General features: G+C 67.8%; 25 protein-coding genes and 1 riboswitch. Of the genes, 10 read left to right on the top strand and 15 right to left on the bottom strand.

Translation table 11 applies throughout. From position 1 onward, the window contains the following. Positions 1-355 precede the first annotated feature (355 nt). Both QQA12_RS13925 and QQA12_RS13920 read left to right on the top strand, forming a co-directional pair. The gene (locus tag QQA12_RS13925) at positions 356-628 is read left to right on the top strand and encodes a hypothetical protein (RefSeq protein ID WP_226049621.1); all 273 of its coding nucleotides are present in this window, start codon (positions 356-358) and stop codon (positions 626-628) included. Beyond that, complete coding sequence (locus QQA12_RS13920; RefSeq protein WP_226049620.1) at positions 625-981, top strand: SymE family type I addiction module toxin; 357 nt, start codon at positions 625-627, stop codon at positions 979-981. The genes QQA12_RS13925 and QQA12_RS13920 overlap by 4 nt, the downstream gene beginning before the upstream one ends. A 54-nt stretch (positions 982-1,035) precedes the next feature. On the opposite strand, the gene QQA12_RS13915 is transcribed toward QQA12_RS13920, so the two are convergent. The 8 genes from QQA12_RS13915 to QQA12_RS13880 form a co-directional block, all read right to left on the bottom strand. Next, the gene (locus tag QQA12_RS13915) at positions 1,036-1,467 is read right to left on the bottom strand and encodes a hypothetical protein (protein ID WP_226049619.1); all 432 of its coding nucleotides are present in this window, start codon (positions 1,465-1,467) and stop codon (positions 1,036-1,038) included. Positions 1,468-1,501: 34 nt separating this feature from the next. Further along, the gene (locus tag QQA12_RS13910; protein ID WP_226049618.1) at positions 1,502-2,308 is read right to left on the bottom strand and encodes an HNH endonuclease; all 807 of its coding nucleotides are present in this window, start codon (positions 2,306-2,308) and stop codon (positions 1,502-1,504) included. A gap of 87 nt (positions 2,309-2,395) precedes the next feature. Then, positions 2,396-3,793: a type II toxin-antitoxin system HipA family toxin YjjJ gene (gene yjjJ / locus QQA12_RS13905; RefSeq protein ID WP_226049617.1), complete on the bottom strand. Its 1,398-nt coding sequence runs from the start codon at positions 3,791-3,793 to the stop codon at positions 2,396-2,398. Positions 3,794-3,942: 149 nt separating this feature from the next. Continuing rightward, positions 3,943-4,533 carry a nicotinamide riboside transporter PnuC gene (gene pnuC, locus QQA12_RS13900; RefSeq protein ID WP_226049616.1) on the bottom strand — a complete coding sequence of 197 codons (591 nt, stop codon included), beginning with the start codon at positions 4,531-4,533 and terminating at the stop codon, positions 3,943-3,945. Next, a complete protein-coding gene (locus QQA12_RS13895; protein WP_226049615.1) occupies positions 4,530-6,698 on the bottom strand; it encodes a TonB-dependent siderophore receptor in 2,169 nt (722 codons plus the stop codon). The genes pnuC and QQA12_RS13895 overlap by 4 nt, the downstream gene beginning before the upstream one ends. 70 nt (positions 6,699-6,768) lie before the next feature. Next, positions 6,769-6,865: riboswitch (TPP riboswitch) on the bottom strand. A 313-nt stretch (positions 6,866-7,178) separates the two neighbouring features. Beyond that, on the bottom strand, positions 7,179-7,472 hold the full coding sequence (locus tag QQA12_RS13890; RefSeq protein WP_226049614.1) for a hypothetical protein: 294 nt from the start codon (positions 7,470-7,472) through the stop codon (positions 7,179-7,181). A 67-nt stretch (positions 7,473-7,539) separates the two neighbouring features. Beyond that, complete coding sequence (locus tag QQA12_RS13885) at positions 7,540-7,929, bottom strand: hypothetical protein (RefSeq protein ID WP_226049613.1); 390 nt, start codon at positions 7,927-7,929, stop codon at positions 7,540-7,542. 335 nt (positions 7,930-8,264) lie between these two features. Further along, positions 8,265-9,002, bottom strand: coding sequence for a DUF6794 domain-containing protein (locus QQA12_RS13880; RefSeq protein ID WP_226049612.1), 738 nt, complete (start codon positions 9,000-9,002; stop codon positions 8,265-8,267). Positions 9,003-9,441: 439 nt separating this feature from the next. Here QQA12_RS13880 and QQA12_RS13875 point away from each other — a divergent pair, with 439 nt between their 5' ends. Beyond that, positions 9,442-9,996: a hypothetical protein gene (locus QQA12_RS13875; RefSeq protein WP_226049611.1), complete on the top strand. Its 555-nt coding sequence runs from the start codon at positions 9,442-9,444 to the stop codon at positions 9,994-9,996. After that, positions 9,996-10,901, top strand: a complete 906-nt coding sequence (locus QQA12_RS13870) for a hypothetical protein (protein WP_226049610.1) — start codon at positions 9,996-9,998, stop codon at positions 10,899-10,901. The genes QQA12_RS13875 and QQA12_RS13870 overlap by 1 nt, the downstream gene beginning before the upstream one ends. 379 nt (positions 10,902-11,280) lie before the next feature. Here QQA12_RS13870 and QQA12_RS13865 read toward each other — a convergent pair whose 3' ends face one another. After that, positions 11,281-12,405: a phosphotransferase gene (locus tag QQA12_RS13865; RefSeq protein WP_226049609.1), complete on the bottom strand. Its 1,125-nt coding sequence runs from the start codon at positions 12,403-12,405 to the stop codon at positions 11,281-11,283. Positions 12,406-12,595: 190 nt separating this feature from the next. Beyond that, the gene (locus tag QQA12_RS13860; protein WP_054667693.1) at positions 12,596-12,880 is read right to left on the bottom strand and encodes a helix-turn-helix transcriptional regulator; all 285 of its coding nucleotides are present in this window, start codon (positions 12,878-12,880) and stop codon (positions 12,596-12,598) included. Positions 12,881-13,278: 398 nt separating this feature from the next. On the opposite strand from QQA12_RS13860, the gene QQA12_RS13855 reads away from it, so the two are divergent. Together QQA12_RS13855 and QQA12_RS13850 are read left to right on the top strand one after the other, a co-directional pair. Further along, positions 13,279-15,693 carry a TonB-dependent receptor gene (locus tag QQA12_RS13855; protein WP_226049608.1) on the top strand — a complete coding sequence of 805 codons (2,415 nt, stop codon included), beginning with the start codon at positions 13,279-13,281 and terminating at the stop codon, positions 15,691-15,693. A 37-nt stretch (positions 15,694-15,730) separates the two neighbouring features. Continuing rightward, positions 15,731-17,821 carry an Atxe2 family lasso peptide isopeptidase gene (locus QQA12_RS13850; protein WP_226049607.1) on the top strand — a complete coding sequence of 697 codons (2,091 nt, stop codon included), beginning with the start codon at positions 15,731-15,733 and terminating at the stop codon, positions 17,819-17,821. On the opposite strand, the gene QQA12_RS13845 is transcribed toward QQA12_RS13850, so the two are convergent. From QQA12_RS13845 to QQA12_RS13830, 4 genes are all read right to left on the bottom strand, one after another. Beyond that, positions 17,818-19,560: a lasso peptide isopeptide bond-forming cyclase gene (locus tag QQA12_RS13845; RefSeq protein WP_226049606.1), complete on the bottom strand. Its 1,743-nt coding sequence runs from the start codon at positions 19,558-19,560 to the stop codon at positions 17,818-17,820. The genes QQA12_RS13850 and QQA12_RS13845 overlap by 4 nt on opposite strands. Beyond that, a complete protein-coding gene (locus QQA12_RS13840; RefSeq protein WP_226049605.1) occupies positions 19,560-20,246 on the bottom strand; it encodes a lasso peptide biosynthesis B2 protein in 687 nt (228 codons plus the stop codon). Before QQA12_RS13840 ends, QQA12_RS13845 begins: the two co-directional genes overlap by 1 nt. A gap of 51 nt (positions 20,247-20,297) precedes the next feature. Continuing rightward, positions 20,298-20,435, bottom strand: a complete 138-nt coding sequence (stcA, locus tag QQA12_RS13835) for a lasso peptide StcA (protein WP_103055248.1) — start codon at positions 20,433-20,435, stop codon at positions 20,298-20,300. 231 nt (positions 20,436-20,666) lie between these two features. Beyond that, on the bottom strand, positions 20,667-21,302 hold the full coding sequence (locus QQA12_RS13830) for a GntR family transcriptional regulator (RefSeq protein WP_226049604.1): 636 nt from the start codon (positions 21,300-21,302) through the stop codon (positions 20,667-20,669). A 138-nt stretch (positions 21,303-21,440) separates the two neighbouring features. Between QQA12_RS13830 and QQA12_RS13825 the strand changes: the two genes are divergently transcribed. Both QQA12_RS13825 and QQA12_RS13820 read left to right on the top strand, forming a co-directional pair. Then, a complete protein-coding gene (locus tag QQA12_RS13825; RefSeq protein WP_054667684.1) occupies positions 21,441-22,532 on the top strand; it encodes a crosslink repair DNA glycosylase YcaQ family protein in 1,092 nt (363 codons plus the stop codon). Between the two features lie 254 nt (positions 22,533-22,786). Next, the gene (locus tag QQA12_RS13820) at positions 22,787-23,983 is read left to right on the top strand and encodes a serine hydrolase domain-containing protein (protein WP_226049603.1); all 1,197 of its coding nucleotides are present in this window, start codon (positions 22,787-22,789) and stop codon (positions 23,981-23,983) included. Positions 23,984-24,005: 22 nt separating this feature from the next. On the opposite strand, the gene QQA12_RS13815 is transcribed toward QQA12_RS13820, so the two are convergent. Then, entirely contained in the window at positions 24,006-24,323 is a 318-nt protein-coding gene (locus QQA12_RS13815) for a hypothetical protein (protein ID WP_226049602.1), read from the bottom strand. A 250-nt stretch (positions 24,324-24,573) separates the two neighbouring features. On the opposite strand from QQA12_RS13815, the gene map reads away from it, so the two are divergent. Together map and QQA12_RS13805 are read left to right on the top strand one after the other, a co-directional pair. Further along, the gene (gene map, locus QQA12_RS13810) at positions 24,574-25,320 is read left to right on the top strand and encodes a type I methionyl aminopeptidase (protein WP_226049601.1); all 747 of its coding nucleotides are present in this window, start codon (positions 24,574-24,576) and stop codon (positions 25,318-25,320) included. Between the two features lie 85 nt (positions 25,321-25,405). Next, a complete protein-coding gene (locus QQA12_RS13805) occupies positions 25,406-25,753 on the top strand; it encodes a hypothetical protein (RefSeq protein WP_226049600.1) in 348 nt (115 codons plus the stop codon). The last annotated feature ends 15 nt before the right edge of the window (positions 25,754-25,768 follow it).

Genomic DNA, 25,768 nt, shown 5'->3' with positions numbered 1-25,768 from the left:
CTTGGGGTTTTACGAAGAGTAGTTGCCTGTCAGATTTCAGGAAGTAGTGGAGTAGGAAATCATTGCGCATTTGCTCATCTGCTCGGATCATGGTTGACATTGCTTCAAAGCAACAGCACTCTCGCCACCAAGGAGCGTCGAAACTCCTCAGAGAGCGGTACCCACCTCCGTCAAACCGGTGGGTTTTTTGTGCCCAATCCTGCGGGCATAAGCCGACGCGATGCCTGCGTCGGGAGGGCGGCTAATACAACACCCTTCGGGGAAATACGCCCGCCGGCTCTCTGCGGTTTCGAACCTCCCGACATCCCGTCGCCTTCGGGCGGCGGTACTTGGCGTATTCCAGGAGGGCGTTGCCATGTACACCGCACCATCCCCGCCGGCCCACGCGCCGGGCTATCTGTTCCCCGAGGGCGCGCACGCGCTGCTGCTTGAAGTGGGCGACGTCATGCAGCGGCTGGCCGCACTGGCGGCCACCGAGCAGGGCAACCACGACCTCACCGCGCATCTGCTGTGCCAGCCCGGCGTGCTGGCGCAATGCCTGCGCAGCCTGTCCGCCCGCATCAATGCCGCCCTGCGCGAGTGCAGCGGTGTGGCCCATTCCGCCCGCAACCCGCAGGGGGCGCCATGAGCCGCCGCGCATCCGCCGCACCAGCCGCTAAGCGGCCGCCCCGCCGCCATGCACGCACAACCGCGCAAACGCTGCTCGACGCCTTGCCGCCGCTGCCACCGCCGGAGCTGCAGCCCGACCCGCTCCCCACCGGCCCCGGCCGCCTGAGCGCACCGCGCCGCCCGCGCCAGCCCCGCCAATGCACCGTCAGCTACACGTATTACCCTGGCGCCCACGGCCACGGCGGCGACCAACCCGTCCCGCACCTGCGCTTGAGCGGCCTGTGGCTGGAGCAGCTGGGCTTTGCCATCGGCGCCAAGCTGCGCATCACCGCGCAGGAGGGGCGGCTGGTGATTGAGTTGCCCGCTGGCTAGAAATAGATGGTGCGGCATCCCTACAAAAGCGGGCCGGCTTTATAGGCCGGCAGCTCACGTGCGCTTGTACGAAGGCAAGGTGAACTCGCTGTAGAGAAAGGAAGCAAGCAGCAAGGCAACTCCCACCGCAACCGGCAAGGGGGCTTCTGCGGTGATAGGCGCACTTACTGCCCAAATGCCAAGTCCAAGGCCCGGCGCCATGAAGAGCGCTGCAAGCAAGCGATCTGCAAAGCCTTGTCCAAACGAATTGAGCAGCCGGCCAAGCACTGCACGGGGGCTCTTGATCGCTTCAGCAACAAGGTGCAGGAACATGGCCGTCCAGAACCCAATGCCATAGGCCACCAGTGCGCGGCTGCAGGGGGACCACTCTGCCTTCGTCGCCACCAGGAAGTAGCCAAGCGCAGTGGTCAGTACGGCCGACCCTGCAGCGAGGACGCCGATAAGATCAGTTGCGTCCAGGCGCAGCAAGTTCTTGATTACTTTCATGGAACTCCATTTCCCGAAGGGTCGAAGGGAGCAGCTAGAAGTTGGCGTGGTGCGTTGCTGCTGTCAGCATCGCTTCCCGGTGGCTACTTATGAAATCCACCCCTGGGCGGAAGCGGTCGGGCAGCTCAATCTGGCGATCTTCGACAGGCCAGAAGACCTCACGTAGAAAGGTGTCCTTGCTGGCCCGCAGGCTTGCCGATAGCACGATGCGGTGGTCGTCAGTCAATGAGAAAAGATGCTGGTCGAATGCCTTGTCATGGAGTGCGGAAAGGCACAGCCCATTACTCGGGTTAAGCCGGTTGGCTTTGTCCTGCCGCCAAGGGACGATATGGCTGGCGACCAGCAAGCGCGCATCGCTAACGCCAGAGACACAGCAGCGGCCGCGGTAGCTGGCTAGTACCGCGCGGCGGAAGAAGGCTTGCTTGATGCGCTGCTGCACGAGGGTATGGCGCGTGTTGCCGCTGTAGTCGTCTAGTACGAAGTCATCTTCATCGGTTGCTTGGCGGGTCGCTACCTCGCCCTTTGCTTCCGACAGCGCAGCGCGAAGTTGCTCACACTCCACGGCCAGCCGCCCCCAATCGGCATGGAAGTCACTCCACACCTGTCGATCCAGCGCCGAAGCGCCACTTAGGCCGCTACGCCCACTGTCCGTGATCGACGGATCAAGGCTGGCGAAGTTGACCAACTTCATTGCCAGCGCACCGGGCGTGCGGCCGATGAGCCTTGCCAGTTCAATGATCTGCGGATTGCGGCTATGCAGCTTGCCGAAGGGCGTTTGGCAATAAAAGTGGAAGGCAAGCTTAAGTTGTTCGCTGCTCCAGTTCCCGTTGTTGGGAAACATGCGGGCTGCTTCTTGCATGAAGGGCGTTCCCTGACCTGACGCAAGGATTATGTCCACTTTCGTACCGCTTGCTACGGCATATAGCCGCTAGCCCGCAAACCTGCGCGCAAACGTAGCCACGGCCGTGTGGTTCTCGCGCGCGAGCTGGTTGAGTTCGGGCGAGGTGATGTGGTCGTTGTCGGCCACGGCACCCCAGAAGCGCAGTGCGGCGTCTGCGGCCCATGCAATGTGGGGCAGTTGGCCGCCGCGGGCCGGGGCGGCCAGTGGCAGTGGGCTGGCCGGGCGCACGATGCCGGTGCGCGAGGGGGCCAGGTACATGGGCAGCATGTCGTAGGCGGGGCACAGCGGCAGCGGGCCGGTGTCCGGCAGGTGGAAACCCAGGTTGCCCAGATGCATGTCGCTGTTGCCGATGAAGCGGCCAAACCAGTGCAGGCGGGCCATGGTGTCGGCGGTGCCGCGTTCTATCCAGCGCGCCGCCAGCAGTTGTTCACCGGCCAGGCCCCAGTCGCGCGTGCCTTCGCCGATAAACGCGGCGTCCAGCGCCAGCAGCGAGACGAAGCCGCGCCGGCCCAGCGTGCCGGGCATGCGGTCGAAACGGCGCACTTCGAGAAAGGTGTGGCCGTCGGTTTGGATCAGTTCCGATTCGGCGGCATCGAGGCCGGCGTCGCGCAGGCAGTTCAAGGCGAGGTGCTCGCAGGCCAGTAGTTCGGCCCAGCGCCGTGCGGCCTGGCCTTCATCGGGCGGGGCGAACTTCACCAGCGCGGCGTAGCGGCTGCGCCCGGTGTCCACCGTGGCGGTGAACTTGGGTTGCTCGCCGCCCGGGGACGAGCCTATTTCTTCGCCCGCCAGCGCTTCCCGCGCCCACGCCGGGTAGCGCTGGGCGCGTTGCGCGGGGGTGACCGCATCGGTGGGGGTGTCCAGCTCGGCAAGCGCGCGCTCGACTGCGAACTGCCCCAACAACAGGTCACCCATGCCGGTGCCGCCATGGAGGATGGCGGTGAGGGTGTCGCGTACCTGCCAGCGGGTCAGGTCTTCCGGCACACCCAGTTGCCGGCCCATGCGATGGGCCAGGGTGCGGCCGAGGAAGCCTTGAGGACGCAGGTCATCGAGGAACCATGGCAGGCCGGGGAAGTACCCGCTGACGGTATCCACCGGCCGCGTCAGGTTGGGGCATTCGCCGGAGGGCTGGAAGTGGAAGCGGTCGCCGCGCAGGGCGTGCAACGTGCCCAGCTCCTGCAGCGTGGCGTCAGCACGCATGCGGAACAGTGGCCATGCGTTGGAAGTGCCCGCAGTGGCGCGGGCGGCGTAGTGCGTGGCCCGCGCCTTACCCAGGCGCAGTATCCGTTCGCCTGCCTCGGCTACCAGCCGCGCGAGCACCGGGCGGCTGACACCCAGTTGCTCAACCAGGACACCGGCAGGCACGGGGTCGCCGTCCCCCAGCAGGGCGAGCAGGTCGGCAACCGTGGCGGCAGTTTGGCGTGGCATGGGTTCGTTTCTTTACGATTTTCGAACCATATTTCATGTGTGATTGTTTTTCAACCAATTGTTTTCAAATAAATATCCAGGAAAATTTCTGTATTGCGCGGATTATTTCTTTACGATCCTGGAACGATAAATCGTGCGATGCCGTCCCCTCACGGATGCGCGGCACCGGGCGTTCCTTCCAGCCGCGCCGCCTTCTTCCACGCCTGCAGGCCGCTGGCTGCCAACCCCACGAACACCAGGTACAGCGCCGCGGTGGCGTGCAGCGATTTCACCGCATACATGCCCACGTAGACCACGTCCACAATGATCCACAGCCACCAGGTGGCGGTGTGGCGGCGCGCCTGCCACCACTGCGCCACCAGGCTGAGCGCGGCGAGCATGGCGTCCAGCCAGGGTAGGGCGGCGTTGGTCCAGGTGTGCATGGCCGCGCCCAGGGCCAGGCCGAAGGCCACGCCCACGGCCAGGTGGAGGGCGCCGGTGCGTGCGGCTAGCGGGGCGATGGCGACGCGGCCGTCGGGCTTGTCCTGGCGGTGCCAGGTGGCCCAGCCGTAGGCCAGGAACGCGGCGAACGCGCCCTGCAGCAGCATGTCCGAGTACAGCCGCGCCTGGAAGAACACCAGCGCGTACAGGCCCACCGACACCAGCCCCACCGGCCAGGCCAGCATGCGCCGCTGTGCCATCAGCCACACGCCCAGGGCGCTGGCGATGACCGCGGACCATTCCAGAAGCGCCGGGCTCATAGCGCCAGGGTCACCGTCAGCCGCGCCTGGCGTGGGGCGCCCGGGAACAGGTAGTAGTCGCCCGAGCTGCTGCCGGTGTCGCGCCAGTAGAAGCGGTTGAACACGTTGTCCACGCTCAGGTTCCAGTCCAGTGCGCGGCCGTGCAGTTCATGCCGGAAGCGCAGGCCGGCATCGACCACGCTGTAGGCGGGCGCGCGCACGCGGCCGTCGGCGGTGGCGACGTTGGACGAGGCGTAGCGCCAGCCGCCGGTCACGCCCAGCCCGGGCACGAACGGCAGTGCGTAGTCGGCATGCACGCTGGCGCGGGTGGTGGGTACGTTGATCAGCGGGTGGCCTTCGTAGGCCGGGGTGCCGGTGTCGCGCGCACGCGCGCGCAGCACGCTGGCGCTGGCGGTGAGCTGCAGCGCGTCGCCGATGCGCCCGCGTGCGCTCAGTTCCAGCCCGGTGTGGGTCTGCTGGCCTTCCTGCACGAAGGTGTAGCCGTAGTCGCTGGCATCCGGCTTGGCGTACTGGAACGGCCGGCTGATGCGGAACAGCGCCGCGCCCAGGCTCAACGCATCGGTGGGCGCGTACTTGGCGCCCACTTCCAGCTGGCGCGACAGCACCGACGGCAGGAAGCTGCCTTCGTTGCTGGTCCAGAACGGCGCCTCCTGGCCCAGGGCAATGCCGCGCACGTAGCTGGCATACAGGTTGAGCTGCGCGTTGGCGCTCCAGATCAGCGCGGTCTGCGGCAGGAAGCGCGACACGCGGCTGTCGCGCTCGGGGTTGCCGCGCTTGTCCCAGGCGCGCTCGTCCAGGCGCACGAAGCGGCCGCCGGCCAGCCACTGCCAGTCGTCGGCCAGCTGCATGCGGTCCAGCACGAACAGCGCCTTCTGGCGGCTGTCCACGCGCCGTACCGATGGGCCCGGCTGCAGCGGCGAGGGGTCGAACTGCGGCACCGCGTCGTCGTGGATGTTGCCGGTGCCGACGTATTCGTTGACGTTGCGGCGCTTGTCCACCGAGCGGCGGAAGTAGTCTGCGCCGAGCACCAGCTGGTGCCCGACCGCGCCGGTGGCGAAGCGGCCGCGCAGTTCGGCGCGCAGCTGCTGGTTGCGGCGGGTGTCGTCGGGGCTGCGGTAGTCGTAGATGTCGTAGTCGCCGTTGGGCGCGAAGTAATTGCCCGGCACGCTGCCGTCCCAGCAGGCTTCGGCGTAGTAACAGCCGTAGGCGAAGGCGACGTTGTCGTCGATCACCGAGCGGCTGTGGCTGGCCGACACGCGCGACTGCCATGCCGGGCTGAAATCGTAGGTGTGCAGTGCGCTGAGGTTGGTGCTGTCGATGCCCACCGGCTGCTGCCAGCGCTGGTAGCCCAGCATCTGCGTGCGGTCCACGTGCTGCGGCAGCATGCTGGCGCCCAGCAGCTGGTAGCCCGAGGCCGAGCGCTGCGCGCTGGTCTGGTAGTTGGCGTCCACCTCGAGCTTGGCGCGCTCGCCGATCAGCCAGTCGGTGGCCAGCGCGTAGAAGTTGCGGCGGCCGTCGGCATGGTCGATGTAGGAGTGGTTGTCGTCCCAGGCGGCATTGAAGCGCACGCCGATGCGCGGCGTCAGCCAGTGGCCCACGTCCACCGCGGCGTAGCGCGCGCCTTCGGCGTCGGTGCCCAGGGTGACATTGCGTACCTCGGCCGGGCGCTTGCCCACGTAGTTGATGACGCCGCCCGGGGCGATTACGCCGGCGGCCAGCCCGGCCTCGCCCTTGAGGATTTCCACCTGCTGCACGTTCTCCAGCGCCAGCCGCTGTTCGCCGGCGATGGTCAGGCCGTTGAAGCGGTAGCCGGTGGCGGTGTCCAGCGCGAAGCCGCGGATGGCGATGTTCTGGTAGTAGCCCACCGGCGCGTAGCTGTCGCCCAGCGAGGCATCGTTGTCGGCCAGTTCGGACAGCGTGCGCACCACGCGGCGGTCGAGCAGCCCGCGGTCCAGCACGCTGATCGAGGCCGGGGTGTTCTTCCAGTCGCCACTGCCGAAGCTGTTGGACTGGGTGTCCCTGGCGCCGGGCTGCTTGGCCTGCACGCGCACGGCATCGAGCTCGGTGGGCGAGCGGTCGGCGGCGGTGTCCAGGGCACGGGCGTGCAGCGGCAGGGCCGCGGCCAGCGCGGCGGTCAACAGCGAAAGGGTATGGCAGCGGTTCATTCGTTTCGTCATCAGCCGTAGGGGGAGACGAAGCGAAGGCGCGCACGCGCGACCGGCCACGAAGGCGGTGTGCCTGCTGCTCAAAGCTCCCTACGCCGGTGCAAACCGGATCAGGTTCCAAGGGACTCTCTCAGCCTGGACAAGCCCAGGCACCCCCGCTTCAGGCCGGTATTTGACCACAAATGCCGCGGTTTGGCCCGTGGGTGGGGTGGGGCCTGCCGCGCAGGGAGCCTGGCATTTCGTGGAGGCGGGGCTGTGGCCCTGCATGGGGCCGTCCCGGCAAAGCCCCGTGCATGCAGCCAAGGCGCCGGAAGGCCCTGCCAACAGGATTGGACGCCGCCAGTGGTGGGATGCGGGAAGAGCGCTTGTGGACTGAGGAGCTGACTACTGGCGGAGGTCGGCCAGAAGCGGACGTTCACGGCTCATAGGTTGTGCCGCGGCGTGAGGCGGCTCGGCTTGAATGAATTGTCAAGCAGCAATCTAGTCCTCTTGGCAGTAGAAGGTATAGCCAGAAGGCTTACGTCCAAGGGTACCGGCCAGCCAACCCACAGGTAACGACTGCTCGACGGATAGCGCAGGTATAGATCCGCGATTGGCTTGGGCGTATGTGCCGCCAAAACACCACTCGGACAACACAAGCTCTTTTGCCAAAGATTCGGCACTCGCCATGTCAGCAGCCCGAACCAGCCTGGTGGTGAAAAACCCAACAACCGAATCACCTTCGAATGGCAGGTCAATGCCGCGGCCGGAAAGAATGACTTTGAAGTGCGGCATTGCTCGGTCTGATGCCTATTGCTGGAGTCAAGCCGAGCCGCGAAGCGGCTTCGGCTTTAATGAATTCTCAAACTTGGGATGGCGTGCCATAGGGAACCAGGCTTTGGATTGGCGTCAGGGCATCCGGAGTGGCTTGACCATCAATGGACCACAGGTCCAAGCCGGCCAGCAAGCCATCCTGCTCAAAGACGAGTGCGCCGCACAGGTGTCCATCGCTGGTGCGCCATTGGAAGTCTGAAAGAACCCGCATGGCGGTTGGTCCGGGACGCTTGCCCCCAATGGAGAGGTAGATGCTCGCGCAACCGCAGTCACAAAGGCGTGCAACGCGTGCCTGGCTCAACTGATGCAAGAACTCGGAGTTGTCACCATCCCCATGGTCAAGGAGCCATTGGACAATGGATTGCTCCTCTGCCGTGAGGGGGCGGTCTATCTCGGTTTTAGATGGAATGTGGCTCACGGGTCCAACTACCTAATAGGCGGACCCCAAGGTCCGGTTGTATGGCTTGTCCACAAAGCGCCGTATGGCCGGCTTTCATGTTGATACAGCTCGATTTTGGACCGGCGAGGCCCGGCTGGCCAGCCAGCGGATAGCCCTGGAAAAAGGTTCCCTCTGCGCTGCAGCGCTGAAGGGCGCCACTAAAAGCAGAATACCTGCGCGCGGCATCGGCACCATCCTTGTACACGAAGACGGTGAGCGTATGAGACGAGAACTATGCCACCAAGTCAGAAGGCTGACGCGGCGTGTTCAGCAAAGGCAGCGCTGCCGTCACGGTCAATCTGTCGCTCCCAGTCTCAGTGAGTGGAATTTCCGGGTGTGGGCGCGAAGTGGGCCGGTCGTTCGGGCCATGCGCATGCCTCGTGGAACCTGAACTCCAGGTCGGGCGGCGCATGGCGGGGGGTGAGTTGGTTTCGAAATCCGAGCCACACCAGTGTGGCGTCGAGCGGTTCCTCATTTTCGAGTTCCGCGCGTACGAAGCATTGGCGGTTCAAATCGCCCACGGGCACGATGCGCAACTGGGTGGGGCAGCCGGGTGCAGCCGCGCTGGCCACCTGGCGATCGATCTGCGCTTGCATGGCGTCAAGCATTTCGCCGAGGGTGAGCAGATACCAGCCCGTCGTGTTGATCCGGATCTTGTGCGCTGTTGCGAACTGGCATTGCAGGGACGCGCGCAACGCAGGATCAGTCTGCGCCTGAACTTTGTCCCACATTGCCTCGAGGATGACGACCGAGCATCCCTCCGGATCTTCAGTTCCGCAGGACTTGAGCAAGGCATCGTTGCCGCTCCACAAGCCGAACCGGTTGCGCACGCCTGTGCCGTATCCCATGTAGAGATGGCTGGTGACACTGTCCTTTGGGTTTCGCCGCATCCAATCGACGTCATCGGCGGGCAGGTCGCTCAGAAGTCGATCGACGGCTTCGTCAACCGTGCTCGGCAAAGCGGCGTTTTGCGGCGCATCGGCCACGCGCAGCGCGCATGCGGCGAGCACCAGTGAAAGTAGCGCGATCGTCCCAATCAAAGCCTTGCGCATGCGTTTCATTCTTGTGGTCGCGCGATCTGGCAGCAGATGGCCCCATGAGGCCCAGCCACCCGATGGAAGTTGCTTGAGTCTATCTACAGCCGGATCGCTCGCCTAATGCCCACCCTTAGGCCGCACGACGTCCTTCGGCCATGAGCAGAAGTTCGCAGTCACGGAGTATGCGGAACCACGCTGCGCCTCCCATCGCTTGACCTGTTCCAGCACATTGCTCATCGGTGTCTTCTTCGGAATGCTGTAACACCTGTGCAGGCTGTCAGCGGAGCGTTACATGACAGCAGTGGAGCGAGACATCCAGATGCGCAATCTCAAGGATCACTCCCCAAGGCTGCGGGCACAATTTGCAAAATGCGCTCATCCGGATTAAAACCAGCGTCGCGCCCGCGTTAGTTATCGGCGCAAATTAATGCATTCATATTAAAGGAAATTTTTTATGAAATCGCATCTATTCCTGTTATATGCAACATCAGTAGTTGGCCTTTTATCGAATGGCGCAGCGTTGGCGAACGACCAGCCTGACCACGGAGCCAATGAAACGATTGCTATGCAATTGGCCAGTTCTTACGTTGAGCAGCAGCAGGTATTGCGTAGAAATGCGCCAGTACATTCCGCGACGCAACTCGCGGCTTTTCTTGCCAAGGCCAGAATCAGTGAATCTCCTATAAATGCGCTATCCCCTGCAGCCAAGGCGCGGTTTTTGAATTCGCTGCGATTCAATGAAACCGGCGTGACTTCCTTCTATTACGCCGACATAGAATCCGAGTTGTCCAGCAGCCAGGCTTACGATCTTCTTTCGATATTTGGCCTGCAAAGTACGCTATCCATCATGTCGAAGCTCCGAGCAGATACGCCAGAAGACAGGCAGGTCAGGTCTGCATTCGGCAGTCAAACAACCTTCAAAATCATGGCGGACCACGAGAACTACTGGTGCTCGGGCCGTGCAACGTGCTCCAGGGACGTCGGTTCCATCTGCATGAGCGGTTGTTGATGCAACTCCATGCACCAGTTCGCACCGCCATCTTATGGATGGCGGTGCTTCCGATCTTCGGATTGATGGCAAGTCCACCAGCCAAGGACGCTCATCCGCTATACGGTCGACTGGTGGAACTGAATCTCCAATTGCGCGGCGAGAGTGGAGAACGACGCTCGGAAGCCGTCATTTCGAGCTATCGAAAGCTCACTACCGGCATCTCTGTCTGCTCGCGCCCAATTGGTGACGTTGAACTTACCGACGACCTCTTCAGGGCTACTGCGTTCGCCGAGTTCTATTCGCTGGCGGAAGCCGACGTGGAAACTCTAGGTTGCCTGTACCAGGAGCTGCTGAGAAACGGCGGGGCTACTGACTGGCATACCCGCACCTATGCGGGTGCGCTTGTTACGGTCGCCCGCTTCGACGATGCCAACCGTCTCTTGGAACAATCGGGTGATGGACAGGCCGCCTTGCTGCCTCGTATCTCAATCGCCGCCAGCGGCGCTCCGGACGGACCTTGGCGATACCTTTCACTGGATGGCGACAATACCGCTGCCACCCGCACCTGGACGCCAGTGGCTGGGCACCTGCAGGTCATCGCTGTTGTCCATCCCTCATGTGTCTTCTCGACACGCGCCCTGGCCGACATCGAGTCAAATGAGGATCTACGCTGGCTGCGTGAGCGCTTGCTCTTGCTTGTCCCTCCAGACCCCTCGCTACCCAGAAAAGGAATCCTTGACTGGAACGATGCGCATCCGGACCTGCCCATGCAACGGATGTACACCTTGGATGACTGGCAGCCGCTCACCCGTCTCGACACTCCGACGTTCTATTTGATGCAAGGTGATCGTGTGGTGCAGACATTCGAAGGATGGCCGAATGTCGAAGGCATGCTGCGCATGCGGGCCGCTCTTGTCCGCTGAAGTGGGAACAGCAGGTCCAAGATGGGCCGGCCAGCATCGCTAACCCGTTGCCGATACAGCGCGCAAGCAACATGTCGCGCCACCAGATGCATGGTCAGCAGTTGCAGCAAACACCGAGAAATCAGGACTGAATCTGCAAACCTTCCGTAGACACTGAATGTCCGCTTCTGGTCGATTGCCGCCGGTCAGCAAAAGGAAGCCGGACTCCGTTCGTTGGTCCTGCCTGGCATTTCAACGGCCGTCGGTATTCGACCAGATTGGCTGGAAGTATCCAATTAACCGGCGTTCCTTAGTCCCCATGCCGGGCGGGCCCGGCACCTACGTGCTTCACCGCAAACTTCGCACTCGACGGAGGTGGGGTTTGTCTCCGCATGCGGATTCAGGCGGCCGCGTGCAGTGCGGCCAGCAGCGCCTGGCCGTGCGCGCTGCCGAACCATTGCGCATGGCCGAGCAGGAACGGCTGCCAGGCGACGTCGGCGTTGGCGGTGGAGCCGGTGACGCCTTCGAAGTACTCCACTTCCGACAGCGCGAAGTCCAGGTGCACCACCGGCAGCAGGTCGGCCAGCAGGTGCATGCGCGTGGCGGACAGCGGCAGCACCTGGCGGTAGCCGTCGAGCAGTGCCAGCGCGGTATCGATGCGTACGGCGTCCGCGCCGCGTTCCAGTTCCAGCCAGGCGACCGCATTGCGCTCGATGGCGGTGGCCAGGTCGAACAGCGCGCTGGTGGGCGAGGCCAGGCCGAGGTCGAGCACGGTACTCACCGTGTCGCCCTGCCAGAGCAGGTTGGAGGCGTGCCAGTCGTTGTGCGCCCACAGCCGCGGTTCGTCGCGCAGGCGCTCGGCCAGGCCCGCATGCCAGGGCAGCACGATCCCGCGTAGTTGGTCTTCCCACGGAATGCGCGCCAGGTAGCGGGCAAGGCCGGGGCGGTTGCCCAGGTCGGCGGTGAGTGCGGCGATGGGGTCGTGGCTGCGGATCAGGTCGTCGCGCGCCACCAGCAGGTGGGTGCCGCGCTGCGGGGCGTGGTAGCGGGCGGCAGCGTGGTGCAGGCGCGCCAGCATGCGCCCGGCGTCGCGTGCCTGGGCGACGTTGGTCAACGGTGTCCACGACACCGCGTCGCGATACAGGTCCTCGCCGTTGCCCGGTGTGTGCAGTTCGTAGGTCCAGCCGTCGTGTTCGATCGCGGTGGCGCCGTCGCGGTCGCGCAGCAACTGCACCACCGGCACGCCAGCAGCGGCCAGGTGGGCGATGAAGCGGTGTTCCTCGCCCAGTGTCGCCGCGTCGCGCACGCTGTGGTGGTGGCGCTTGACGAACACGCGCCCGGCCGCGCCCTCGACCAGCGCCGCGGCCGACATCGGCCGCGGGCTGTGCCACAGCGCGGCAGCCGCGCCGCGCAGCTGCGGGAAGCGCCCCGCCAGCCATGCGATCTCGCGCGGGCTGATGGCGGGCCAGTCGGCCGGCACCTCGTCGTTGTTGAGGCCCTGGACGCGGTGGGAGGAAGCGGTCATGGACGGGACAGCCGGTAATGCGGGGGAGTGCGGGGCGACAGGGTAGCGCGCGGCGCGCTGGCGGGCGCCTTGGGGGCAAGGAACACGACCCGTGCGGTGCAATAGGGCCTGGACTCGGGAGCCCGTGTTGTCCGGTGTAGGAGGTTGCCGCACAGGGCTGTAGGAAAACTACGTGCAGTAGCGTCGGCGATCAGCTTTTGCGCGACTTGCCGCGCCTGTATTCCTTGATCAGTTCCGCCAGCGCGTCGTCCTCGGCGAAGAAGTACGCCACCGGCAGGTCGAGCACTTCGGCGATGCGCTGCAGGGTCTGCAGGTCGGGCTGGTGTACGCCGGTTTCATAGCGGTTTACGCGGGTGCTGGCGACGAAATCATCCAGTCCGGCCTTGATGCCGAGATTGCGCTGCGAGATGCCATAGGTCTCCCGCGCTTCGCGCAGACGCACGCTGTAGACGGGGAGCTCTCTTTTCTCGGACAAGGCCGTGTACGTCCCGGGCTTCGGTGATCGAAAGCTTCCGGAAGGGCGCTTGACACCGATACTACGTTAAACGTAGTGTGCGTATCGAGTTAATAAATAAACTATTCGAGTGCATGCGCTCCCGCCCCTCGGGTGGAGCGCGACGCGGTACGGCAGGGCGACGGCGCCTGGGTAACGCACAGGCCACGCCCGGACACGGCATCGGGAACACCACGAAGGAATTGCCAGCACGGCCGACGGGCTCCGTCTGTGACCGGACACGTTGTGACGGAGCACGTCGTGATGGAGCGCGTTGTCATGGAGCGCGCCCGCCCGTGGCCGGCCCGGTGTGCCCAGCGCCTGCGTCCCTGCACGGACCGCACCCCCGAGTACCCACCCTGGAAACCAAAGGACGCCGCATGAAGACCCGTGCTTTACGCAACGCCATTTCCATCGCCCTGTTCGCCACCCTGCATGGCCATGCAGCCACGCTCCCGAACCCGGAACCGTTACCGGGCAGCCCCGATGCGGATGCGCAGCAGGACAGCGCGCAGCGCGAGGACGCCGCGGGGCAGGGCGCCGCCGCCGCGGGCACGCCGCCGGTGCAGGACGCGGCCGCGACCGAACTGGAGACGGTGACCGTCACCGGTACCCGGCTGCGGGGTGGCATCACGCCCTCGCCGGTGATCGCCATCGGCAGCGAGCGGATCCGCCAGGAAGGTTTCAGCACGCTGGGCGAGGTGGTGCGCAGCCTGCCGCAGAACTTCAACGGCGGGCAGAACCCGGGGGTCGTCAGCGCGACCGGCTCGGGCAACATGTACAACCAGAACGCAGGCGGCGGCTCCAGCCTCAACCTGCGCGGGATCGGCCCGGACGCGACCTTGACCCTGCTCAACGGCCGGCGCCTGGCCTACGGCGGGTTGATGCAGGCGGTGGACATCAGCGCCATTCCGGTGGCCGCGGTGGAGCGCGTGGACATCGTTGCCGACGGCGCATCGGCGATCTACGGCTCGGACGCGGTGGCCGGCGTCGGCAACGTGATCCTGAAGCGCGACATGGAAGGGGCGGTGCTCAGCGCCCGCTATGGACGCGCGGACGGCGGTGGCCTGGACACGCGCGATTACGACGCCACCGCCGGTACGACATGGAAGGACGGTGGCCTGATCGCGACCTTCCGCGATACCCGCGTCGACCCGATCGATGCCGGCGAGCGCTCGTACACGCAGCACATGGCCCGGCCCTTCGTGCTTTACCCCGGCGGCAGCACGCGCAGTGGGCTGGTGAGCGCCTACCAATGGCTGGGCGAAAGGACCGAACTGCGCCTGGATGCGCTGCGCACCGAGCGCGACCAGGTCTACTACCAGACCGGTCGCGGGCTCCATTACGACCAGCGCTCGGACAGCACGGCGTGGTTCCTGGCGCCGTCGCTGGAGATCGGGCTGGCGCACGGCTGGACCCTGCAGGCCGGTGCGGTGCGGGCCCGCGACGAGAACATTGGCCGGGCGTGGCTGGTTGTCGATGCCGGTGGCGACCCACGGCAGGTATCGGGCGTGTGCCGCTGCAACGAAAGCCGCTCGTATGAAATCGGCGCCGAAGGGCCGCTGCTGGCGCTGGACGCGGGCGAGGTGCGACTGGCGGTGGGCGCCGGCTACCGCAGCAACGAACTGCTGAACCGCAATCTGCTGTCCAATGCGCAGGCGCGCAGCCAGGACAGCAGCCGCTTCGCGTATGCGGAAGCGAACGTGCCGCTGCTCGGTGCGGGAACGGTGGCACCGGCGCGGCGGCTGGAACTGACCGCCGCCGCAAGGATGGAGGATTACGACAGCTTCGGCCGGGTGACCACCCCCAAGCTGGGCCTGCTCTATGCACCGGGCCGCGACGTCACGCTCAAGGCATCGTGGGGCCGGTCGTTCAAGGCGCCGACGTTGAACGAGCGCTACGGCAGCCTGGTGGCCTACCTGGTGCCGCCGGCGATGATCGGCGGCACGGGGTACGGTGCCGGCGACGCGGTGCTGTTGTCGTGGGGCAGCAACCCGCGGCTCGGCCCGGAACGGGCGACTACGCGCACCGTGTCGCTGGCCTTCCACCCGGACCGCGTGCCCGGCCTGCAGGCGGACCTGACCTGGTTCGACATCGATTACCGCGAGCGCGTGGTGCAGCCGTTCGCCGCCTTCGGCCAGGTGCTGAGCGATCCGGCGGTGGCCGAGTTCCTCGAGTTCTCGCCCACGCTGGAGCAGCAGGCCGCCCTGCTTGCCACCTACTCCGGCGGTTTCTACAACTGGACCGGCAAGCCCTACGACCCTGCCACCGTGGTGGTCATAGGGCGTGGCGAGTACGTCAACGCGCGCACGCAGCGGATCAAGGGGCTCGATCTTTCCGGCGCATACGGGCGTGCGCTGGGCCGCGGCCACCTGGACCTGCGCGGTTCGGCGAGCTGGCTGGACAGCACCCAGCAGAACACGCCGGGGCAGGCGCCGTTCGACCTGGCCGGTACCATTTTCTATCCGGCCAGATTGCGCGGCCGGCTGGGGCTGGTGTGGAACGACGGCGGGTTCACCGCGTCCTCGTTCGCCAACTACACCGGGGGCGCGACCTATCCGGCGTTGCGCCAGGACCTGGCCTCGTTCACCACCTTCGACCTGGCCCTGCAGTACTCCACTGCCCGGCGCAACAACACCCGCGCCGGCTTCGAGGTGGCGCTGTCGGTGCAGAACCTGCTCGATCGCGCACCGCCGCTGTACCGGCCCGCGGCGGCGACCGACGTGCCCTACGACTCGACCAACGCGTCGGCGATAGGGCGCTACGCCAGCCTCACCGTATCCCGGCGCTGGTAGGCCGGACGTGGCCCGGACCCATGGGGAGGACCCAACGATGAACCCAGTGACGCGGTGGGCCCGGCGGCTCCTCGCGCCGGTGCTGGCCGGCATGCTGCTCGGCGGCGGGCTGCACGCGCAGGGGGTTTCGCCGCGCCAGCTGGTGGAAGTCAGCGACCTGGGCGAACTGGCGGTCTCGCCCGACGGCAGCCACGTGGCGTTCCGGCTGCAGCGTGCGTCGGTCGAGCGCAACACCCACGACACCGCCTGGTACGTGCAGCGCATGGATGCGAGCGCCCCGGCACGCCGGGTGGGCGAGGGCGGCCAGCTGCTGCGCGAGTCGGATGGGGCATCGCTCGCCCCGGCCGGCGTGGCGTGGTCGCCGGATGGCCGCTTCATCTACTACCGCGCGCTGCTCGATGGCCGCGTCGCGGTGTGGCGGGCCCGTGCCGATGGTTCGGACGCGCGTGCGCTGACGCGCGATCCGGCCGACGTGCGCCGCTTCCGGCTCGCTGCCGATGGCCGGTCGCTGCGCTACAGCGTCGGCGCCACCCGCCAGCAGGTGCGCGACGCCGAGCAGGCCGAGTACGACCGCGGCATCCACATCGACCAGACCGTACCGCTGGGCCAGCCGTTGTTCCGCTCGGGGTATCTCGACCGGCGCGGCTCCACGCAGCGCCTGCTCGGCAGCGACGTCATCCGCTCGCCGTTGCTGGCTGGCGCTGCCGACCGCTGGCGCGAGATCGCGCTGGCGACGGGGCAGGTACGGGACGTGGCCGGCGAGGACACTGCGTCGGCGTCGCCGCCGGGCTGGGTGGCGGCGTTCACGCCCTGGAAGCTGGCATGGGATGCGCAAGCCCGCCGCGCCGCGATGCTGGTGCACGTGGGCGGGTGGCAGGGCGTGGGGCCGCGGCCGGAGGTCGAGCTTGTGGCGGCCACGGGCAAGGGCAGGCGGCCGCTGCGCTGCCGCGATGCGCTGTGCACCGGGCAGCCGATCACCAGCGTGCAGTGGCGGCCCGGGCACGACGAGGTGGTGTTCACGCTGACCGACCCGGACGACAGCCAGGCCCAGTCCATCTTCCGCTGGGACATCACCACCGGCCGGGTGCTCCCGGTGGTCCGCACCCCCGGGCTGGTGAACGGCGGGCGCGCGGCACCCGGCGGTTGCGGTGCGTCGGCCGCGGCGCTGGTGTGCGTCGCCGCGGACGCGCGCCATCCGCCGCGGCTGGAGCGGATCGATCTGGAGTCGGGTGCCAGGCAGGTGCTGTTCGATCCGAATGCGGCGTTGGCGGCGGAGATGGCGCACGTGCCGGTACAGCGCCTGCACTGGCAGGATGCGACGGGGCACCGGTTCAACGGGCTGTACTTCCCTGCCCGCCGCGCAGGCCATGGCCGGCCGCCGCTGTTCCTGACGTATTACCGGTGCACGGGCTTCGTCCGCGGCGGGGTCGGCGACGAGTGGCCGCTGGCGACCCTTGCGGATCGTGGCATCTCGGCGCTGTGCATCAATGCGCCGCCGAGCGTGCAGGACGCGGTCACCCGGTTCGAGACCGGCCGCCTGGCCATCGAGAGCGTCATCGACCTGTTGTCGTCGCGTGGGGAAATCGATCGCGACAGCGTCGGCATGGGCGGGCTCAGCTACGGCACCGAAGTGACGTTGTGGATGGCGATGAACACGGACAGGCTGGCGGCCGCATCGGTCAGCAGCATCGCCTTCTCCCCGCTCGCGTACACGCTGATGAGCCTGTCCGGCGATACGTTCTTCTCGCGCCTGCGCACCTACTGGCAGCTGGGCGACCCGGAAACGACGGCCGCGCAATGGAAGCGCCTGTCGCCGGTGTTCAACCTGCAGCGGATCGACGTGCCGGTACTGATGCAGCTGCCGGAGCAGGAGTATCTGCACACGCTCGACTATGCGGTTCCGCTGATCCGGGATGCGCGTGCGGACCTGTACGTCTACCCGAACGAAGCGCACCAGAAGTTCCAGCCCCGGCACAAGTTGGCGGTGTACGAGCGCAACCTGGACTGGTTCCGGTTCTGGCTGCAGGGCATCGAGGACCCGCACCCGTCCAAGGCCGGGCAATACGCGCGCTGGCGGGTGATGGCCGCCAGGCAGGGCGCAGGGGACCGGGGGGACGCGCGTCGCTAGGACTGATGCCGTGCCCAGTTCTCCACCGCGCACAGCTCCAGGATGCGGCCGATGGAGCGGTCGCGCGGGCTGGGCTCGCGTTCGAAGCAGTGCTCCAGCGAGGCGCCGTCCACGAGGCCCTGCGCGTGCAGCATGCCGTCGAGCAGGAACTCGCGCAGGCGCGGCCGGTGCCGGGCGTGCAGCGCGCCGATGTAGCCGGTGAAGGAGCCCTTGCTGCGGCGCGCGAAGACCGCCTGCGGAAGGACGTCCGCGTATGCCTGGCGCACCAGCGAGCGGTTCTGCGCGCCGGCGATCCACATCCAGCTGGGCGCGCGCAGGGTCGCTTCCATCACCGGTTGCGACAGCAGTGGCAGCCGCAGGTGCGCGCGCATCGCCCGGGGCGCGGACTCCCTGTATATCTGGGTGGCGGCCAGGGCGAAGATCCGTTCGCGTTCGCCGGGAAGCGCATGCCCGGGCAGCTCAAGCCAGGGGTGAAGATCGGGCGCGCAGGGGGCACGCGCGGGCGCGATGAATTCGTCCGTGGGCCTGCAGGGCGGCCCGTGAGCGCGTAGCTGCCTGCGCAATGCGAGCCTGCCTGCCTTCCAGACGGTGCACTGGTGCAATCCGGCCAGGTCGCGGATCGCGCGTATCGCCTGCGCCGCGCCCCGTTGCCGGAAGGCATCCACCGCCGGGGCGGCCGAAGTCAGGTAGCAGAAGACGGTGTCGCCACCACCGCCGGAGAAAAAGCTGGTGGCGCCATGGCGGTGCCGGGCCTGTTCCATGATGGCGTCGGTGGCGTGCTGCAGCATTCCCACCCGCGGCGTTGCGGTCCATGGCGCAACGTCGAAATCGTGCGCCACCGATTCCAGGCCCATGACCTGTGCATCCAGCGGTGCGCCGATCAGGGCCGCCACCTGGCTGGCGTAACGTCGCTCGTCCGCGCCCGGCACCGGCGTCACCAGCGTGCAGCATGCCACCGCGGCAGCGCTGTCTTTCAGGCTGATGCCGACGACCGATGAATCCAGCCCGCCGGAAAGTTCGAGCAGGATCGACCGGTCGACGCCGGCCCAGGCGCGGGTGACCATGCCGACCGCGGCGCGCACGGCATCGGCCGCCTCGCGCGCACTGGCGTACGGATCCTGCCGGTTGATGACGTCCCAGGGCGACCATTGCGCGTGCAGGGTTGTGCGCCCTCCCTGCACGTCCATGCGCGTGCCGGGGAGCAGTTCGCGGATGCCGGCCAGCCCGGTGCGCGCGGTCTTGATGTCCGGGTACAGCAGCCGGTGCCCGATGGCATCCCAGTCGATGCTCCTGCGGTAGCAGCCCAGGCACACGGGCAGTTCCACGTCCGAGGCGACGAAGCCGCTGCCATCGGCGATGCGATGGAGGCAGGGCATCCCGCCCTCGGGATCGCGCTGGAAGGTGAGGCGGTCGGCGTGCGTGGGATCCGCCTGGACGATGAGGTAGGCGCCCCAGCAGTTGTCCAGGATGTGCCGGCGCAGATCGCCAGGGGTGGTGCAGGGCGGAAACTGCCGCGCATGCGTCAGCGGCGTGCCGCTTCGCGAAAAGACATGGCCCAGCACCAGGCCTTGCCCCGGCAGCACGATCACCGGCGTGTCGACGCTGGCATACAGCGTGCAGCCGGTGGTTGGTCGGTGGCATTGCATGCGCAGCGGGTGCAGCCGATGCGTGGCTTCATCGATGGAAGGCGCCTGGGCGCCAGCGGCCGGGTGCAGCAGCGCGAGGTACCGGTAGGCCATCACACCACCCGTATCGGGGTGTGGGCACAGGCGTTGCCGACGGTGTCGTTCACCACCAGGTGCCGCGCCTGGACCCAGCAATGCGCCGACAGCGGATTGGCCATGACGCCGAACACCAGGCGCGCGAACAGGCCATGCCTGGACAGGTACCGGACCAGGGCGATCGAATCGGGCAGGCAGCGCGTGGCAGCGGGAACATACAGGCGGGCGTCGCGGAATGCGCCTGCCGCGGCGCACAGGCGCTGCAGCAGGGCAGGGGACAGGCCGGCATGGGGCTGGCCGGCATGATCGCGGCGGTAGGCCGCCATCGCCGCCAGCGTGTCCTTGAGCGTGCGGTGTTTCAGTTGCAGGCGTACCGTGCAGACATCACGCAGGACATCCAGCGGCAGCGCGCGGCCGCCTGGCGGGCCGTGCGGCGCACGCTCCATCGCGCTTTCGGAGGGGGGATCGAGGGTCGCGGCGCCCGCCGCGGCATCCGGCGATGCCTGCTCCGCAGCCGGCGCGATGCCGCGCGCAACCAGCATCCGCGCAGCGGCCGACGCAAGCGGCGCCCCGTCGAGATGCGCGAGGAACGCCTGTTCCGTCGTCGCGGACAGCCTGAAATAGCGGTCGCCGGCCAGATCGAGGAAGAGCGGGTGGCCGTCGATCAGGCAGTAGGACAGGTCGGGGTCAATGCAGGCGGGCATGGGTGCGTCCTCGAAAAGAAGAGGGGCGCACCTGGTGGTGCGCCCCGTGTTTCACTCTTCGGAAATACCCGGCACGGGCTCGCCGCCCATCGGCTCGTTGCCCTGCAGGATGCCCTGGGTCTCGACGCTGGCGACGCCGAGCACGATCACTTCGTCGGCGTGCACGCCGGTGTTGTCGTTGCTGTTCATCGTTGCCTCTCCTGTGGTTGCGCCATGGCCGTTCCATGGCGAGCGCCAGCCTGTGAGGCAGTGGATTTGATTTTCAAATGATTATTGCGTTGCCAGGCGATGATTATCCGAAGACGTGCCGGCGGTCATGGATCGGGTGGGTGCAGCAGCACGCCATGGCGCGCAGGCGCGTGGCAGCGCCGCATCGCACGGGCCCGCGCGCATGCGGATGCCGTGGCCGGAATGCCGCGGCTACAGGTGACGGTCGCGGTGGTCGACGAGAAAGGCCACGATCCGCGGCACCAGTTGTTTGCGGCGTGCGTGGTAGCCGCGCACGGCGGCCTTCAGCGCCGGCATGTCGCGGTTCTGCCAGTGGCCGCTGAGCCTGGCCAGTTCGTCGCCGACATGGTCGATCAGTCCGCGCTTGGCGCGACGCACCGGTGCCAGCCGGTCGTTACCCTGTCTGACCGCGTCGTGCAGGGGGCGGAATCCGGATGCGCCGGCGATCGCGTCGAACAGCTGCCAGGTTCCCTTGACCAGGTCCTCGTGGCTGTACAGCGCTGCGCCCACCGGTTCGCGCGGCGGGCCGTCGGTCGCGTTGGCCCCCAGCTCGCAGGCCCTCAGCAGCAGGTGCTCCATCCAGTCGTAGAGCTCGCGCAGGGCGACTTCGGTGAGCAGCGGCACATGCAGCCCGTTGCGGGCATGATCATCGATGAGCCTTTCGCCGACCAGGCGGTGCAGTGCGAACCGCACGGGCGTGGGGCTGGTGTTGAATTCCTCGGCCAGCGTGCCCGGATCGATCCGCTGCCCGGGCAGGTAGCGCCCCGACTGCAACGCGCGCCGGACCTGGCGGTAGAGCAATGCGCTCTTGGAGTGGTTCGCGCACATGGCCGAACTCCCTGTCTGCGTATGGCGTCCTTTCCCGCACCGATAGTACAGGAGCCGCCCGCATGCCCCGCGGTGCGTCCGCCGGCGCGGGCACCGCCATGCACCGCCGGCGGCAGCGGCAACTGGCATCATGCCTCCATGCCGCCCAGCCTCGACCAGCTCCGTCGTTACGCCATCGCCCGAACGCTGTTCACGCCGACCACGTTGATGCGTGCGATCGACCGGCTCGGCTTCGTCCAGGCCGATCCCATCCGTGCGCCGGCGCGGGCCCAGGACCTGACCCTGCGCCACCGGGTCAGGGCGTACCGTGCCGGCGACCTGGAACGGCGCTACCCGCGCCTGCCGCTGGAAGAGGACTTCTTCGTCAACTACGGTTTCCTGCCGCGCGCGCACCAGGCGCTGATGCATCCGCGCAAGGCGCGCGTGGCATGGACGCCGGCACGCTGGAAGCAGGCGCATGCGGTGCGCGAGTTCGTCGCCGCACGCGGTGCGGTGCATCCGCGCGAGGTCGACGCCCATTTCGCCCACGGCAAGACCACCAACTGGTTCGGCGGTTCATCCAATGCCAGCACGCAGCTGCTCGACGGCATGCACTACCGCGGCCTGCTGCGGGTGGCGCGGCGCGACGGCGGCACCCGCGTGTATGCGGTTCGCGAGGATGCACCACCGGTGGCGGCGCAGGAGATCGACGCGCGGCTGGATGCGCTGATCGACCTGATCGTGGGGACTTACGCGCCGCTGCCGGCCGCCAGCCTCCGGCAGCTGGTCGGCTACCTCGGCAACGGCGTTCCGCAGTGGCGCGATGCGTGCCGGCCGGCGCTGCTGCGTGCCCGCCAGCGCCTGCAGTGCGCGCGGGTGGATGGCGTGGACTGGCTGTGGCCCGATGCCGAACGCGTGCAGAGCCGGCGCTGGCAGGCCGACGCGCAGGTGCGCCTGTTGACCCCGTTCGACCCGGTGGTGTGGGACCGCCGCCGCTTCGAACTGCTGTGGGGCTGGAGCTACCGCTTCGAGGCCTACACCCCGGCGCCGAAGCGCAAGCTCGGCTACTACGCGATGCCGTTGCTGTGGCGCGAGCACGTGATCGGGTGGGGCAACCTGTCGGTGCTGGCCGGTACGCTGCAGGCGCAGCTGCACTACGTGGCGGGCCGGCCGCCGCAGGATGCCGCCTTCGATGCGGCACTGGAGGCGGAGCTGGCGCGGATGACGGCGTTTCTCGGACTCGAGGGCTGAGCCGCGGCCGGTTGTCGATGCGCGCCGCTGCGCACCTGCGTGCAGCGCCCATGCAGCCTGGCACTGATCGATGGCCAACCCGATGTGGCCTCTGCGTCCGATGCACCCGGCGCGGCCATCGCGCGCCCGTGCCCGCCGCCCCGCGAAACGGCCCCGGCGCCGGGTGCGGAGCGCCGCTGATGCATGCCATCGTGCACTCGACGCCATCGTCGTTCTTGCCTATGGTCGGCGCTTCGGCAAACGGGGGAACGGGAATGCGCGTCGGGTATCTGCTGGGGATGTGGCTGGTCGCGGCAAGCCTGCAGGCGGCCGAGCCGGTGGCGACGGTGCGGGTGGACTTCGACCGCAATGGCGTCACCGCCACCCAGGTGCACGGCATGGCCGATATCGCCGCCGGGCGCGCGGTCAGTGCCGATGATCCGGTGCGGATCGCGTCGATCTCCAAGCTGGTCACCGCGCTGGGGGTGATGCGCATGGTCGAGGCCGGGCAACTGGACCTGGACGCCGACGTGTCGCGCTGGCTCGGCTGGCCGCTGCGCCACCCGCAGTTCCCGGATACGCCCATCACCCTGCGCCTGCTGCTGTCGCACCGCGCCGGCCTCACCGATGCCGCCGGCTACTACGCGGTGCCGCTGGGCGGGCAGCTGCGCGAGGTACTGGACGATCCGCGCGCCTGGGATCCGATGCATGCGCCGGGCACGTACTTCCGTTACGCCAACATCGATTTCCCGCTCGTCGCCTCGGTGATGGAAAAGGCCAGCGGCGAGCGCTTCGACCGGCTGATGCAGCGCCTGGTGCTGCAGCCGCTCGGCATCGCCGCCTGCTACAACTGGGCCAGCTGCGACGATGCCAGCGTGGCGCGCGCGGTGGTGCTGTACGACGCCGCCCAGCAGCCGGTGCGCGACGACAACCGCGGGCGTCGCCCGGATTGCCCGGTAGTGGCTGCCGCCGACGGCAGCTGTGACCTGGGCCGCTGGCGCGCCGGCGACAACGGTGCGCTGTTCGCACCGCAGGGCGGGTTGCGCATTTCCGGCAACGGCCTGGCCAGGATCGGGCGGCTGCTGCTGGGCGAGGGCGAGGTCGATGGCGTGCGCCTGCTGCGCGCCGAATCCGTGCGCGCACTGGCGCGTCCGCAGTGGACCTATGCGCCGGGTGACGGCATGACCACCGAAGAGGACGACAGCGGCCAGGGCGGCGACGGCTTCTTCTGCCGCTATGGGCTGGCGATGCAGACCCTGGCCACGCCGGTGAAGGGCTGCCGCGACGATCCGTTCGGCGACGGCGTGGCGCGCATCGGCCATTCCGGCTCGGCCTACGGCCTGCTGTCGGGGCTGTGGGTCGACCCGGCCAGCGGCACCGGCGTGGCGTTCTTCGCCACCGGCCTGCCGGACGCGCGCAAGGGCGGGCACTCGGCGTTCTCCGCGGTCGAGGAACGCCTGGTCAAGCCGTGAGGCGCGGCGTCGTTGCGCGCTATCAGGCGGACCGGGCGCCACGCAGGTAGCCGAGCAGTTGGCTGATGCCGCCGACGGCCAGCTCCACCCAGATCGCGAGCACCACGCCCAGCGTGGCGATGCCCAGCAGCCAGCGCTGCCACCGGCTGCCCAGCCGCCGCGCGGCGTACGCATGGCCCAGCCCGGCCCCGAACAGCAGCGCCGCCATCACCACGAAGTCGAGCGGGCCCCAGTGCCAGCCCTGGCCGGCAGGCAGGTGGCGGTCGCGCACGGACAGGGCCGCCGGTACCAGAAGCAGCAGGCCGGTGCCGATGGCCGGCCGGATCGCGAGGTGGTCCACGTCGTACTCCACGGGTGATGGGTGGGCCTGCAGTATCGGCCCGCTGCGCGGAGCGTCGATGGTGGCGCGGTGAAACCATGGCGAAGCCCAGGCCGCCGGGCCAGGCGCGGCCGCGCCGGTGTGCCGGGGGCGGCGTGGCCGGGATCCGCGCCAAGCCTTCGGGGTGCCAGATTAATCCTTGAAAATCAATGTCCTGCAGAAAATCCCCGCGGCACTGCTAGCCTGTGCCGATTGCCGGGAGGAAAACGCCATGACCATCGGATCGCAGTCGGACATCGACGGCCTGCAACGCATCGGCCGGCTGGTCGCGCGCGTGCGCGAGGCGATGCTCTCCGCCGCCTGCCCCGGCATGACCACCGGCGAGCTCGACCTGATCGGCGAGCGCCTGCTCGCCGCGCACGGCGCGCAGCCGGCGCCGCGCCTGGTCTACGGCTTCCCCGGCGCGACCTGCATCAGCGTCAACGAAGAGGCCGCCCACGGCGTGCCGGGCGCGCGGGTGCTGGCTGCCGGCGACGTGGTCAACGTGGATGTCTCGGCCGAACTGGAAGGCTACTTCGCCGACACCGGCGGTACCCGCGTGCTGCCCACGGCCGCGGCGCGCGACCTGCGCCTGTGCCACGCCGCACGCAGCGCGCTGACCAACGCGCTGAAGGTCGCGCGTGCCGGGCAGCCGCTCAACCGGATCGGTGCGGCGATCGAGCGCACCGCGCGCCAGGCCGGCTTCCGCGTGATCGAGAGCCTGGGCAGCCACGGCGTCGGCCGCGCGCTGCACGAGGAACCGGACCACATTCCCGGTTACCACGACCCGCACGACACGCGGCGGCTGCACGAAGGCATGGTCATCACCATCGAGCCGTTCCTGTCCACGCGCAGCCGCGTGGTCGAGGAGGGCGACGATGGCTGGACCCTGAGCGGTGCGCCCGGCAACCGCTCGGCGCAGTACGAGCACACGCTGATCGTCACGCGTGGCGAACCGATCGTGGTGACGCTGCACTGAGCACTGGGCACGGCACGCGGCATCGACACGGCGTGCACGCGCCGGCGGCGAGGGTGGCGGAGTTCCCCTGCACTCCCTGTCCGGCATGAGCGAGCCGCCACTGCGTACCCCTGATGGCCGTTACCTGGTGGTGCGTGGCCGGCTGTGGCGCGCGACCAACCCGGCGCTGCCGGAGGAACAGCGGCAGGCGGCGGTGCGGCAGCTGATGGCCGCGCGCCGCGAGGTGGGGCGGGCACGCCGCGCGGGAGACCGCCAGGCGCTGGCGCGGGCCGGCGAAGCGGTCGATGCGGCCAAGCGCGCGCTCGGCGAGCGCGGCCCGGTGTGGTGGGCCGATGGCGCGCCGGACTACAATCGCCACCTGGCCAGGAACACGCCCTATGCCGCGTGGCATGCGCAGGCAACCGCCGCCGGGGCGGAGCCGGCGGATGACTGAAGACCGGGTGCGGCC

This window comes from Stenotrophomonas sp. 17(2023), assembly GCF_030345315.1.
Classification (GTDB): domain Bacteria; phylum Pseudomonadota; class Gammaproteobacteria; order Xanthomonadales; family Xanthomonadaceae; genus Stenotrophomonas; species Stenotrophomonas acidaminiphila.
Note: the sequence above shows the minus strand (reverse complement) of the source record. Positions and strands in the feature narration are given on the sequence as shown.